The organism is Pseudomonas sp. HN8-3 (genome assembly GCF_020790195.1).
Lineage (GTDB): Bacteria > Pseudomonadota > Gammaproteobacteria > Pseudomonadales > Pseudomonadaceae > Aquipseudomonas > Aquipseudomonas synxantha_A.
Window position 1 is genome coordinate 2183512 of record NZ_CP086206.1, and the last position, 13943, is coordinate 2197454.

Genomic DNA, 13943 nt, shown 5'->3' on the forward strand with positions numbered 1-13943 from the left:
CTGTTTCCGACACAAAACCACACATGGGAAAGCTGATGGGCTTCGACACTGCGTTGGAGCGACAAGCTGAAATCGCGCCTACTGCAATGGAGAAACCTATGTCTGTATCGATGGATACATCCGTCTCTGCTTCAACAACGCCAGACCGTTCACAAGTCACTGGCAAGGCTGTCGTCAAAAACACTCGCGAGGCACCTGCTGCGCCTTCTTTCAATGATCAGCGTGCTGCCCATGTCAACTTCCCGACCACGCAAAACAAGGCCGGGCCGGTGTTCGATCACCATCAGCCGGCAACAACCGCGGCTGATGTGCTTGGCCATCAACACAACCCTCCCGGGCTGCATCACTTACTGAGCCAACTCAAGCGCTGGCTCAGTCATTGGTTCCTGGGGCATCGGCCGCCCATGCATCCGGGCTGCAGCAACCCGCCGCCAAGGCCCAACCCCGGGGCAAGCAATCCACCGCCGCGCCCCGACCCTACTGCAGGGGGTAGGCCTTATCCGGTCGCCCCCGGCAGGCCGGATCCGCAATACTCATTAAAGAGTAACGAAGAGTTGGCGCAGCAATTGCGCGACAGCTTCAACGCGTTTAGAGATCCAAATAACCCTGGGTCTATCAGCGTTGACAGCATTCTTGCGATGGCGAAACGAGGATGGTCACCTAACCCGGTCATGAGGGAAAACGCCCGCTTGGCCAATGAGCTGCTGCGACGTCCGGAGCTGATGGCGGCGCTTGACCGGGACGGTCGCACCGGTGCGTTGAATGATCTTATTGATTGGAAAAGCCTGAACGCGGTTATCCAGGGAGATAACTACTTCAAGTACAAGACTGACAAGGAATTGGCCGCTGAAATGCTCGAGCATTTCGATGAACTCAAGGATGGGAGCGGCGGGCCACACCTGAAATTCAAAGACTTGAGGAAACTCGCAAGTCAGGAGCTCACAGGCGATGCAGCCAAGGATCACCTGATCCAATTGGCCCAGGCAGTCATGAAACGGGGCGACCTGCTCAAACTGTTGGATAACCTCGTCAGTGCCGACGGTGATGGAAAGATCCGTCGCAAAGCATTGGCCTTACTGTCGCAATAACCCGCCTTCAGGCGCTGTGCTGCGAAAACGGCGCCTGATTCAATCATTTAAGGAACGGCTTACGCTTATTTGCCACATAGGTGGTAACTGCGGTGGTGCATTGGCCCACTGCTTTTCAGATTTCGCCTGAGGGAAAACACATGACTTCAACTTCGTTTAATTCCTCCCAATCCTGCCGCCTTGAACTTCTGCAAAACACCCAGCAAGTAAACCCTGCGCTGTCCGAGAAGGGCGGAGTATCAGAAGGTATGCCCACTGCCGCGCAGGAATATGTGGCCCAAGCCCGCCGCATGAAAGCGTTTGCCGGCGAGCGAAAATTTCAGGCGCCCGTTGCGGATGATTTTTCCCGGGGCATGTTGGCTGACCGCCAGGTCCCAGTGGCCCGCGCTGATTCACTGAAAAGCACCGGGCTGATCAATAGCCTGGCGACGTGGTGGCGTAGTCGAAAGTCAGGTTGATGCTGCCTTGCCTGGGCTTTTACATATTGTCATTGGTATTCGCTGCTCATCCGGAACTGCCGTCTCCCTCCAACCACACATGAGGTGCTTGTCCGAGTGGAATCCATTCGTTGATCTTGTCATTCCGACACAGGTCACCAAGCGGATATGCATCTGAATAGAGTTGGAGAAAACCCATGAAAATCGAGGGTGTACTACCTCCCGGTCGGCCTCTCGCCCCTGGCGGGTCAGCTGCGCGAGCAACGACGCTATCACCGGTCACTTGGCAGGAAGCTTCTTCCGTGCCGGAGCGAGGGATCTCTCGCCAGCCCACTCTTTTGCGCGGAACGTTATCCGCTCTAAGTCATCGAGACCTACAGAACTTCCCCGCTGAACGGGCGAGCAGTTCCCTGCCGGGTGAAACTTCAACGGACAAGCAATTGGCAAAGGCCCTTGAAAAAGCCTTTGGCCTGTTGCACCCCTTCCTTAATGAGGGGCGCTTGACCTGGATGTCATTGCAGCGGATCGCCGCTCAACCCATGGGTGAAAACGAGGCACTGGACGGCGCCATTCAGGTCGTCAGGGAAATTCTCAAGCGTGCGCGGTTAAGCGACACCATCTTCAGCCGCGACGGCGATATCACGCGTGACAGCCTCAGTGCGGCAGCCCAGGCTTTGCATGGCAACAGCTCGGCGAGTGTGTTCAGCCAGGATCCGTTTCATACCCATGGCAACGCGCAAGTGGTGCAAGCGCTGCAAAGCCAGTTTGAACAGTTGAGAGACAAGACAATGGATCGCACCTTCCTGTTCGAACAACACCAGTACGTTGAGATTGCCAAGCTCAAGGCGGTCATGCAGGACCCTTACGAAGTTGATCAGAAGGGCAGCCCTGTACTGGACACGTCTACCGGCATGCCCAGGCCCCAATACAGTGAGTTGTGTGTCTACACGGCGAAGAACATTATCGAACGCCCAGGTTTGCTGCCTTCATTGGAACGTGCCAACGGCACACGACTGTTTGGCCCACCCCACAAAGAGGGGTGGTTGAGCAACAAAAGCCTCGAGCGCTGGCGGGAGCAGGACGATGCTCGCAAAGCGCGCTGACTGCCGGGCCTATACCTTGAGGATTTTGCCGCTGATGGCCACGGCCGCCAGCAACACCGCAATCAATACAAAGGCGGTACTCAGGCTGCTGCCATGGGCGATAAAGCCGATTACCGCAGGGCCGGCGAGAATGCCGGCATAACCGAGCGTGGTGATGGCCGGCACCGCAATATGCTCCGGCATGACCTTTTGTTTGCCGACGGCGGTGTACAGCACCGGCACGATATTCGAACACCCGGCACCCACCAATGCGTATCCAAGCAATGCAGTTTCCCAGGCTGGTAATAGCGTCGCGATGAGCAGGCCGACACACGCCAAGGTGCCCCCGATCACGATCACTCGCGTTGCCCCCAGGCGTCGGACAATGGCATCACCGGTCAAACGCCCAGCGGTCATGGTCAAGGCAAATGCCGCGTAGCCAAGGCCGGCGTAAGCTTCATCCAGGCCGCGCTCGGCACTGAGGAATACCGCACTCCAATCCAGCACGGCACCTTCGGCCAGGAACACGATGAAACACAGGCAACCGATGAACAACACCACACCATGGGGCACCGCAAACGCCGGGCCGGAGCTTTCACTGCCATAAGGCAGGAGGTGCGGTGCGGCCTTGAGCAGCGCCACAACCATGATAGCCACCACTACCAGCGTCGCCTGCAGTGGCGACAGGCCCAGGCCCAGCAACCCGGCAACCCCCGCTGCGCCGACGATGCCCCCCAGGCTGAATAAACCATGGAAGCCCGACATCATGGTTTTACCACTGGCGCGCTCGACAATCACCGCTTGCAGATTGACGGTGGAATCCACGGTGCCCAGGCCCGCGCCGAACAGGAACAACCCTGCGATCAACAACGGGATCGAACTGACAGTGGCCAGCATCGGCAGGGCCAGGCAGATCATGAGCGTCCCTGCGGTCAGTACGCGACGGCAGCCGTAGCGCGATGCCAAGGCGCCTGCTGCCGGCATCGCGATGATCGAGCCAACTCCCAGGCACAACAGCAGCAGGCCAAGCGTGCCTTCATTCAGATCTGCGCGCGCTTTGGCATACGGCACCAAGGGCGCCCAGGCGGCGATACCGAAGCCGGCGATAAAGAAAGCGATGCGCGTCGACATCTGCTCCAGCCGCCCGGGAATTACGGGCGCAGGGGTGGGGATGGCAGTCATGAAAAGTCCTTGGTTTTGCGTTCATCGAGCGATGTTCAGTGTCACATCCTTGCACATCAGGCCCTCTGGAGCGAGCCGGGTTCCCTTCGCGTTCGGAATCAAAAATACGGATCGAGAAAATTATTTTTACAAAGCCGGAACGCTTTGGTGGCTGATAACCACACAGGAGTGATCGAGCCTGTAGGCGGTGGTCTGGAAGGTGTGTAATCCTCGTGAGGGTGGCTGAACCCCAGGTTTCTTGCGACGGATTACCACCTTCCAGACCACTTCCCACAGGTTGGAGGTTCTGTAATACGCTTCCCCTGTCCGATAACGTTGGTGGGCAGATGTCAGCTGTTTCTTCGGAACTTGGTTATTCAGATATAAAATCGCGTAAGAATTTTCTTGTTGTTCTTAGATGTCTTATTGGCTGTATGTCTTGCTTTATAAGCGGCACTTCCATCTTCGATGTACGAAACTTCTTTTTTATTGGGTAAGCGCCGAAAAGCGCCGGAAATCGCTAAGCTTTAGTCTGTTCAGGTGCTTTTTTTCGCAATCCACCCGGTATTGGCGAGGGAGAGTCGTTCAGTTGAAAAGTTGATGGCGGGTAACAAAGGATGGTTAACGCGTTTGTTTCGTCACGTTTCAAATTAGTTCTTTCAGGCATAACTACAGACTTTCAGGTAGTAGCATTCAAAGGCACTGAAGCCCTCGATCAGCCTTACTTCATACATGTGCAACTGGTCAGCGAAGACCCTTCCTTCGATTTGGAGGCGCTGCTTCATCAACCCGCCTATCTGGACTTTGGCGAAGCGGAGCAGGGGCTGCATGGGCAGGTCTACGCCATCGGTCGAGGTGACCCTGGCGTGCGGCTCACCCGTTATCACCTGACCCTCGCCCCGCGCCTGGCCTGCCTTGCCCATCGTCGCGACCAGCGGATATTCCAGCAACGCAGCGTGCCGCAGATCATTGCAACGGTCCTTGAACACCACGGGATCCTTGCCGACGCCTATGCCTTCGAGCTTGGACCGGTGGTGTATCCACCGCGGGTGTTTTGCGTGCAGTACAGGGAATCCGACCTGCACTTTATCCAGCGGCTGTGTGAAGAGGAGGGTATTCACTACCATTTTCGCCACAGCGTGGATAACCATCTGCTGGTATTCGGTGACGACCAGACGGTATTTCGACGGCTGGCGGTGCAGCGTTATTGCTCGTCGGGTGATCCGGCGCTCGAGACCCGGGTGGTCCAGCGCTTCGACCGGCGTTTGCAGGCACGCAGTCAGCGAACCGTGCGTCGAGACTATGACTTTGAGCATCCTTCGTTTTGCCTGCAAGAACAGGCCGGTGCCAAAACGGCAGAACCATGGGAAGACTATGAATGCCCCGGTGGTTTCACCGGCCGTGCCCGGGGGGCGCAACTGGCGCGGCGTGGCCTGGAGCGCCATCAGCGTGATCGCCATCGGGTGTTGGGCAAAAGCGATCAACCCGCGTTACGCAGTGGTCACTTTCTTGAACTGTGCGGTCACCCGGATCCAGCGTGCAATGACTTATGGTTGCTGACGTCGGTGTGTCATGAGGGCTACCAGCCGCAGGTGTTGGAAGAGTCGGCATTCGAGGCCGGCGGGTTTCAGGGCTATCGCAACCGATTCACTGCAACCCCCTGGCGCGCAGTGCATCGCCCGGCCCTCAAGCACCCCAAGCCGACGATCAGTAGCAGCCAGACCGCAACGGTAACCGGGCCCGTTGGAGAGGACGTGCATTGCGATGCCTATGGCCGGGTGAAGGTGCGCTTTCATTGGGATCGCCTGGACAAAAACGACGATACGAGCAGCTGTTGGCTGCGGGTGGCGTCGGGCTGGGCCGGTGACGGATTTGGCGCGCTGGTCATTCCCCGGGTAGGCATGGAAGTGCTGGTGAGCTTCCTGGAAGGCGACCCGGACCAACCTTTGGTCAACGGCTGCCTGCCCAATGCGTCGCACTTGCCGGCTTACCCCTTGCCACAGCACAAGACACGCACGGTACTGCGCAGCCGCAGCTCCCCAGGCGGTAGCGGTGGCAATGAGCTGCATCTGGAAGACCGCAGTGGCGAAGAGCTCATCTACCTGCGCGCCCAGCGTGACCTGGAACAACGGGTGGGGCATGACAGCCGCCTGGAAGTGGCAGGGGAACGGCATGAAGTCATTCGGGGAACCAGTACGGTTCGGTTGGAGAGTGAGGAGCGTCGCCATATTCTCGGTGCTCGCAAGGTCGTGCTCGAGGCGCATGACCACCTCGACGTACAGGGCGATAGCCTGACCCGTGTTGCTCAGACCCTGGTGATCGAGGCCGGGCAACAGGTTCATCTCAAGGCTGGTGCCAACCTGGTGATTGATGCGGGTGCGCAACTGAGCCTGAAGGCTGGCGGAGAGCACCTGCTGATTCAGGCCGGAGGTATTTTCAGCAGCCGGCCCATCATCCTGGGCGGTTTACCGACCGCAACGCACTCGGTAACGCCCCCGCCAGTTGCCCGCGCGCAAGTTTCTGCAGCGCAAGGCGTCATCATGGATTTGGCTAAAAAACTGGGTGCGGACTTTTGCCCCCTGTGCGAATGCTGCCGCGAAGGTCAGTGCGATATTGCGGGGAGGGCAGCTTGATGGACAGCCTGGTCACTCGATGGATGGCCCGACAACAGCAACAAGGCTACCACCTATGCCTGATGCTTGAGGGGAGTCATGAGGCTAGCCAACCGCTGCTGGCAGGGCGCGACCTGTCGCGTTATTGCAAGCTCTACAGCGAGACCGATGCGGCGCAGTTGGCGAGTTCTGGCCCGCTGATCCTATTGCTGGAACAAATGAATGAGCCTGCACTGATCGACCTGCTGCAACATCCCGAGTCGAACTGGGGATGGCTCTTTAGCCTATCCGCTGCCGACTTGGCGGGTGCAACGCGACATTGGCGCGACAGGCTGCTGGTGGGGCCGACGGGGCAGCGGGCGCTCTATCGTATTCACGACAACCGCACCCTGGCCCGCGCCTTGCTCCATCTATCAAAGGAGCACTGGCCGGTCTATCTCGGGCCGCTGGTCAGCGTGTGCTATTGGCATGAAGGGCGCTGGCACCAAAGCGAAAACCCTGCTCCGGGCGATTATTCGGCACCGGATCCAGCGCCCTGGCTGGATACGCCAAACCCACAGGCCGAAGCCATCCTGCACGCCAATATCCTGCGTTATCTGCTCGCGGAGCACAGTGAGGACCTGGCGGCATTGGTCGAATTCCAGGACCCCAAGGTCTGGCTCAGCCAAATACTGGAACAGGCGCGGACCTGGCAATGGCGCAGCCCCGAGCAGTTGGCGTTCCTGGTGGTGCGCCGGTTGGAAGAGACGATCCGAAGCAGCGTTATTCATTGGCCGCCTCGGGCTGGGGAAACACCTGAAGTGCATTTTGAACGGGTCGTGGAGCAGTGGCACAGGGAGGTGGGAAACGGTGAGTAGGTGGATGGCAGTGGTGTTGCTTGTTCTTGGGGGCGCGGGGATTCCGGGGTGCGCGGGGCGGGTGGTGGATAGTTTTACATTGGAGGTGGATTTGCCGGCCCAGTTTGAACTTAAAACTGCTGCCAATTACCGACCTGCGACGGGTGAAAGCTGCGTTTTACCCAGGCGTCGAGGTAAGAGACCAGAGCGAAAAGTCTTTTTCACGGAATACAAACCGGTAGCGAGCAGGATTAGCTATGAACTGCCGCTGGCTGAAACGGTAGAGGGTTGCCCGTTGGTACTGCGCAGTGTGGAGTTTGGTTTTTATGCGAAGTGGGGCGCGCGGGATACAGATGTGGGAGGGGATGATGCCTATATCTCTATTAGCGATCATCTGGATATACCTGGGATGCAGGAGAAAGGAGTGAAGGAGCTATCAGGTCAGTGTCAATGGTTGTTTCGAACAGTAGGTCCCTTTCATGCAATCAGGAAAATCCTTCAGTGCCGTTCGGTTAATTCGCTAGGACAGTTGCAGACAACACGCGTTGGTGGAACTGCACAGCGCGATCAACTGCGGGGGAGAACCCTCAGGGTGATGCTAAAGATGACTGATGAGGAACGCCCCGCTTTTGGCGATAACTGGGTCGCTGTTCCAGGAGGGTGGAAACGCTGCAAGGGTATAGATTTTGCCGATCTGGATGCTTACTGCAATGGCAATAACACCGATTTCAAGCCAATCAAAATGCCGGATGGCCGCATCTGCAATATTTATCCAACGTGTGAGTGATAAGGAGTTAAGCCATGTATTTGGACGCAAGGAAGCGATCCTTTTTCAGCGACAGTGCGCCAGCTTGTTCATTGCGAGGGCACTGGGTCAGCTTTTGCCTGGTCGATGAGCTCGGAGTTGGCGCGACGTATGGCGGCCTGCCATATACCGTCCGCGACAGTGTAGGACAGCAGTACAAGGGCAGATTGAATGGAGAAGGCTTTGCCAAGCTGGAAAATATTAATAGCGGTCCCGTCATCCTTGTTTTTGATGACCTGTATTCAGGAGCAGGGCAGCCATATCGTCGGTTAATGATGCGACCCACCTATCAGCTTCCAGTTACCGAGCTTCAAGTTCGTGCTGAGCAGACTGGATTTGCTATGGCCGATGGGCGTCGCGTTGAGGCTAATCCTGCACAACAACAAGCCAACCGATTCTACCAAGTCGAAGTCAGGGATCTAGTACGCCATGTTGCCCACTTACCTGCGCTAACGCCTCGTGCCCATAGTCCCAAACGTCATGTACTGAAAATGATGGCCGACCTTGGATTCGGCCCACCCGAGCCAACGTTGTCAGGTATCGTACTGTTCCCCAACAACCACACTGTCCTCGAAGTACGACCACTACGGGCGTTGCGCCCAATGCTATGTATTGAAGACAGATTCAGTGCCCTGAACCTGTACCAGCTCGCATTGTTTGCCGCGTTGAGTTATTGCGATTTTGGGCAGGAACCCTCAGAAAGGCCTTTGCATGAAGTCCGGTTTCCGCTGTATCCAAGCGTTGGAAATTTATTCGCTGAACAGCTTTCGTTGTATCACGAAGCCTGGCGAATTGACCCGAAGCAAGTGCAGCGTTTTTATCCGCTCTATGAAGAGGTCCCTTATTCCAGCCGTTTCGAAATCCTGCCATTCGATCCTGAGTTGTATCCCCAAAACCGACCGGAACTGAAGGAAGAACAGGAGCACCCTGCGCGCTTGCACTTTTTCGATGACGAAAAATTCGGCACCGACACCCAGGCTTTCATCACTCACCACGATGAGGTAATCCTGATCGCTGTGCGAGGAACCGTCAGCCGTGCCGATGTGCTACGTGACGCAGACGCCCATCAGGTAGCGTTTGCCGAAGGCGTTGGAAAAGTGCATGACGGATTTTATCAAGCCTACCGGGCTATGCGTGATTTCGTATTGCGATACCTTGATCAGTTTCACACCGGCCAACGCATTGTAATTTGCGGCCACAGCCTCGGCGGCGCCATTGCATTGCTGTTGGCCGAAGGACTGCGCCGAACGCCGGACGCCCACTACAACATCCTCCTTTACACCTATGGGGCGCCCCGTGCCGCTGACTCCGAACTCACTGCCGGCGCTTCATCACTGGTCCACCACCGCATCGTCAATCACAACGACCCCGTGCCTAGTGTCCCCGCCCCGTGGATGAACACCACCGCCAAACTCTGGATACCCGGTGCCATCACCTTATTCAGTGCTCCTGTACCCGGTGGCCTGTTGTTCGCCGCCGGGTTGGTGCGCATGGGGGGCAACCCCTATCAACATCATGGTGAACAACATCACTTCATGCCGATCACGCTCCCGGATGGCACCCATTCTTCGGTGTTATGGAAGCCGGGCTGTGAGTCCATCGAAGAGGCGGGTTGTAATCGCGCATTGCAACTGCAGGGCGACATGCCCGACCGCGACAATCTATTGAGGCAGCTTTTTCAGGCCGGTCAACACTTCATGACCACCAGCTACATCCCTGCGGCCTGGGCTACATTGCGGCGCTGGCAACAAACCCTGGATAGCCAAGGCCCCTTGGTGACTCCAAGGGAGTTTGAGCTGCTCGACCAGGCTCTTGAGGACATGCGCGCGCAACTGCGGGCCAAACGGCGTGACCTCGCCCGTCTACGCCCTGCCAATGATCGCAGCCATGAAACCAACGATGCCTTGAACGCCGAGATCGACCGTTTGCACACCAGCCGTGAGCGTCTGGCCAGCCTGCGCTGGCGTCGCCTTCAAGCCCGCGATGTCTACGGCAGTCATGCGGAGGCTGCGCACCTGCACGCCAGCCTCAAACGCTGGTTCAGCCACCGTGAGAATCGCGAGCCTGCTCAATTTGCCAGCATCCCACCGCCTTCCCACGATGATCTGGCAAGGGCGCAAACACTGGATATCGACTCCATCGTCTAGCCACCGGGTTACATAAACTCCACCTGTGCCGGTTGCCGCTTCATCAGCACCTTGCCATTGCGGATCGAGTACAGCGGCAGGCCCTGGCTACGAATGACTTCGTAGTCGCTGTCGGCCGACAGGATCAGCAGGTTGGCAGGGCGGCCGGCTTCCAGACCGTAGCGGTCACCCAGGGCCATGGCCTTGGCACTGTTGTCGGTGACCAGGTCCAGCGCGCTTTGCAGGTTGCGGTAGCCGAGCATATGGCAGATGTGCAGGCCGGCTTCCAGCACGCGCAGGATGTTGCCATTACCCAACGGGTACCAGGGGTCGACGATGGAGTCCTGGCCGAAACACACGTTCATGCCGGCTTCGAGCAACTCGTTGACACGGGTGACGCCGCGGCGTTTCGGGAAGCTGTCGAAGCGGCCTTGCAGGTGGATACTTTCGGTGGGGCAGGACACAAAGCTGATGCCGGAATGCCCCAGCAGGCGAAACAGTTTGGCGCAGTACGCGTTGTCGTAGGAGCCCATGGCGGTGGTGTGGCTGGCGGTGACGCGGGTGCCCATGTCGCGGCTGCGGGCTTCTTCGGCAAGTACTTCGAGAAAGCGTGAGTGAGGGTCATCGGTTTCGTCACAATGCACGTCCACCAGGCAACCGGTGCGTTCGGCCAGGTCCATGAGGAACTTCACCGAACTGACCCCTTGATCGCGGGTGTATTCGAAGTGGGGGATGCCGCCGATTACGTCGGCGCCCAGGCGAATGGCTTCCTCCATCAACTCGCGGCCATTGCGGAACGACTCGATGCCCTCCTGGGGGAACGCAACAATTTGCAGGTCGATCAGGTGCGTGCTTTCTTCACGCACTTGCAGCATGGCTTTGAGCGCGGTGAGGTCCGGGTCGGTGACGTCGACATGCGTGCGCACATGCTGGATACCGTGGGCGGCGAGGGCCTGGATGGTTTTTTTGGCCCGGGCCTTGGTGTCTTCCTGGGTAATGGTGGCCTTGCGTTCCCCCCAGCACTCGATCCCCTCGAACAGCGTACCGCTCATGTTCCAGCGCGGTTCGCCGGCAGTGAGCGTGGCATCAAGGTGGATGTGGGGTTCGACGAAAGGCGGTATCACCAGGTTGCCGGCGGCGTCCAGATCGCCGGCCGCGAGCGTGGGAACGCTGGTTTGCGCAGTAATACTGGCGATCCGGCCGTGTTCCAGGTGCAGATCATGCAAGCCTTCACGGTTGCGCAGGCGGGCATTGATGATGTGCATGGTCAAGTTCCTCTTGGCTAAAAACAATCAGGCAGGCAGCCGCCGGATCCTCAAGGCGATATCGATGCCCCGGCGGTCATGATGCGTAGTATGGCGCTGAGCAACACGTAGGTCAGCGATGCGGCAACAATTCCCACCAGCGGCGCGACCCATGGCGAATTGAACGCCAGTACGGTACCCACCCCATACGCTACCAGACCCGGCCAGTTGAATGCCGGCAGGCGAGCATCCGCCAGGCGCGGATATTGGCCGCCATAACGATAGAAGAAGTCCGCCATGATCACCCCGCCAATCGGCGGGATCACGGTGCCCAGCAGGATCAGGTAGGGCACCAGCAGGTCGTACATGCCAAGCAAGGCGAGCAGGGTGCCGATTACTGCACCGGCCAGGGTCACCGTTTTGCGGCGCTGGGTGCGCAGCAGGTTGCAACCGGCGACGGCGAAGTTGTAGATGGTGTTGTCCTGGGTGCTCCAGATATTGAGCAGCAACATCGCCATCGCGGCCATGGCGAAACCTTGCAGCAGTAAAACCTCTACCACATCCGGTTGCTGATAGACGATGGCGCCATAGGCGCCGATCAGCACCATCAGGCCATTGCCGATAAAAAAGCCGATCAGGCTGGCCAGCACCGCGACCTTGGCCGAGCGCGAAAACCGCGTCCAGTTAGTGGCCTGGGTCGCACCGCTGACGAAGGTGCCGAACACCAGGGTAATCGCCGTGGACAAGTCCAACTCTGCGGTCGGCACCACCGCCAGCAGCCCCGGTAGCCCGCCGACCTTCACCGTGGCGACCCACATCGACAGGATCAACAATAACCCCATTGCAGGCACTGCGATCCAGGACAGGATTTCCAGCCCGCGATACCCCACATAGGCGGTGGCGCAGAACAATAAGCCAAACACCATCATCAACCCCAGCACACTGCCTGGGCTCAGTTGGAAATACTTGCCCAATACTACGGCCGCCGTGGCAGTGCCCCAGGCATACCAGCCGATCTGGGTAAAACCGAGGATCAAGTCGCTGAGCTTGCTGCCCACTTCGCCAAAACAGAAACGCCCCATCAACACCGAATTCAGGCCGCTCTTGAACGCGATGTAACCCAGGCCTGCGGCATAGATACCCAACAACAGGTTACCCAGGGCCACGACGCCGAGCATGTCGATGAAATTGAACGCCACCCCCAGCTTGCCGCCGGCAAACATGGTTGCGGTAAAAAAGGTAAAACCCAGCAACACCATGGCCGTGGACGCAAGGCCTTTGCGCGCATGCAGGGGGACTTCGCTGAGGGGGTAATCGTTGCCAGGTGGTTGCTGCGTCATGGGGGCTGCTCCCTGAGTAGTGACGCAGCTCGTTTGCATCGTGCGTGCCAACGCAGAGGCGGGTAGATATCAGCTAGCGCAAGCAAGCCCCTTCAAGTTACCCCAGCCCAATCCGGTGCAGAAGCAGTGCAGCGGTGAGCCAAACTGGCTCAGTCGAACAGCGTCTGCGTGGTCTCACCCCGATGAAACGCAAAGGCCGCCTCAAGATCACTTTCAATCGTGCGCCCGCGAGACAGGGGCGGCAGATCATCCAGTGTGAAAAAACCGACTTCGGTGGTTTCAAAACCTGCCATGGGCGCGAGTTGGTCCACCCGGTCACACAGGAAGTACAACTTGTAGAAATCCCTCACATCCGGCCGGTACAAGCCCTTGGCTTTGTGCGTCACGCTGTATAACGCCCTTGCGGTGACCGTCAGCCCGGCTTCTTCGCGGATTTCCTTGATAATGTTCTCGGCCGCCGACAAACCGATGTCGGCATAACCACCCGGTAATGCCCAGCAGCCATCCGTCGACTCCCGTACCAGCAAAATCCGCTCACCTTCGATCACTGCACCGCGTACATCGATCATTGGCGTCGAATATCTCTGGGCAAAATCCGAGACCAGGCCGTTGATACGCTCCAGCGGCACGTTGCCCAATTGCGCCAGCATGGTGTGGGCGATCAGGGCAATTTCTTCCAGACGTTCGCGCTCGAAATCATCGGTGCAGAAATGCAGCCCCGTGGAAGCCAGTGCCTGCAAGCGCTTGGCGTGGGTCAGCCAGGTGTTTTCCATCACGTTCTCCTGTAGGCATTTCCAAAAAAAACCACCCGCAGGTGGTTTTTCCAACACGCTACCGCTTACTCGCCGCGATAGATGCAGCCGCTGGTGCAAGTCTCATGGATGCGGATTGCACTGAGCTCCGGCAGCAGAGGTTTCAATTCATTCCAGATCCACTTGGCCAGCACTTCGCTGGTGGGGTTTTCCAGGCCGGGGATGTCATTGAGGTAGTTGTGGTCGAGGCGCTCATAGAGCGGCTTGAAAATCGCCTTGATCTCCGAGAAGTCGCGAATCCAGCCGGTATGGGGATCCAGGTCGCCGCTCAGGTGGATGGCCACCTTGAACGAATGCCCATGCAGGCGCCCGCATTTATGGCCTTCCGGTACGTGGGGCAGGCGGTGGGCGGATTCGAATGTAAATTCCTTGAAGATTTCCACAGTGTTTTCAGCTCGGT

The 13943-nt window shown here is 58.0% G+C and carries 12 protein-coding genes; 7 read left to right on the top strand and 5 right to left on the bottom strand.

Going from position 1 to position 13943, the window contains the following annotated elements; all coding sequences use genetic code 11:
* Positions 1–23: 23 nt before the first annotated feature.
* The 3 genes from LJX92_RS09805 (at position 24) to LJX92_RS09815 (ending at position 2628) form a co-directional block, all read left to right on the top strand.
* On the top strand, positions 24–1088 hold the full coding sequence (locus LJX92_RS09805; protein WP_228309673.1) for a type III secretion effector protein: 1065 nt from the start codon (positions 24–26) through the stop codon (positions 1086–1088).
* A 140-nt stretch (positions 1089–1228) separates the two neighbouring features.
* On the top strand, positions 1229–1546 hold the full coding sequence (locus LJX92_RS09810; RefSeq protein ID WP_032876842.1) for a hypothetical protein: 318 nt from the start codon (positions 1229–1231) through the stop codon (positions 1544–1546).
* Positions 1547–1965: 419 nt separating this feature from the next.
* Positions 1966–2628, top strand: a complete 663-nt coding sequence (locus LJX92_RS09815) for a type III secretion effector protein (protein WP_228309674.1) — start codon at positions 1966–1968, stop codon at positions 2626–2628.
* Between the two features lie 9 nt (positions 2629–2637).
* Here LJX92_RS09815 and LJX92_RS09820 read toward each other — a convergent pair whose 3' ends face one another.
* Entirely contained in the window at positions 2638–3789 is a 1152-nt protein-coding gene (locus LJX92_RS09820; RefSeq protein ID WP_032876840.1) for an MFS transporter, read from the bottom strand.
* 596 nt (positions 3790–4385) lie between these two features.
* On the opposite strand from LJX92_RS09820, the gene tssI reads away from it, so the two are divergent.
* The 4 genes from tssI to LJX92_RS09840 are packed head-to-tail and all read left to right on the top strand — an operon-like array spanning position 4386 to position 10168.
* Positions 4386–6401, top strand: coding sequence for a type VI secretion system tip protein TssI/VgrG (tssI, locus tag LJX92_RS09825; protein ID WP_228309675.1), 2016 nt, complete (start codon positions 4386–4388; stop codon positions 6399–6401).
* Positions 6401–7237 (top strand): DUF4123 domain-containing protein, encoded by an 837-nt coding sequence (locus LJX92_RS09830; protein WP_032876835.1) that lies wholly within the window; start codon positions 6401–6403, stop codon positions 7235–7237. Before tssI ends, LJX92_RS09830 begins: the two co-directional genes overlap by 1 nt.
* 4 nt (positions 7238–7241) lie before the next feature.
* The gene (locus LJX92_RS09835) at positions 7242–8003 is read left to right on the top strand and encodes a hypothetical protein (protein WP_228309676.1); all 762 of its coding nucleotides are present in this window, start codon (positions 7242–7244) and stop codon (positions 8001–8003) included.
* Between the two features lie 14 nt (positions 8004–8017).
* The gene (locus LJX92_RS09840) at positions 8018–10168 is read left to right on the top strand and encodes a lipase family protein (protein WP_228309677.1); all 2151 of its coding nucleotides are present in this window, start codon (positions 8018–8020) and stop codon (positions 10166–10168) included.
* 8 nt (positions 10169–10176) lie between these two features.
* On the opposite strand, the gene codA is transcribed toward LJX92_RS09840, so the two are convergent.
* The 4 genes from codA to queD form a co-directional block, all read right to left on the bottom strand.
* Positions 10177–11412, bottom strand: coding sequence for a cytosine deaminase (gene codA / locus LJX92_RS09845; protein ID WP_032876831.1), 1236 nt, complete (start codon positions 11410–11412; stop codon positions 10177–10179).
* Positions 11413–11462: 50 nt separating this feature from the next.
* On the bottom strand, positions 11463–12731 hold the full coding sequence (gene codB / locus LJX92_RS09850; RefSeq protein ID WP_228309678.1) for a cytosine permease: 1269 nt from the start codon (positions 12729–12731) through the stop codon (positions 11463–11465).
* 149 nt (positions 12732–12880) lie between these two features.
* Entirely contained in the window at positions 12881–13504 is a 624-nt protein-coding gene (locus tag LJX92_RS09855) for an NUDIX hydrolase (protein WP_228309679.1), read from the bottom strand.
* A gap of 65 nt (positions 13505–13569) precedes the next feature.
* Positions 13570–13926: a 6-carboxytetrahydropterin synthase QueD gene (gene queD, locus LJX92_RS09860; protein ID WP_003190259.1), complete on the bottom strand. Its 357-nt coding sequence runs from the start codon at positions 13924–13926 to the stop codon at positions 13570–13572.
* Positions 13927–13943 lie beyond the last annotated feature (17 nt).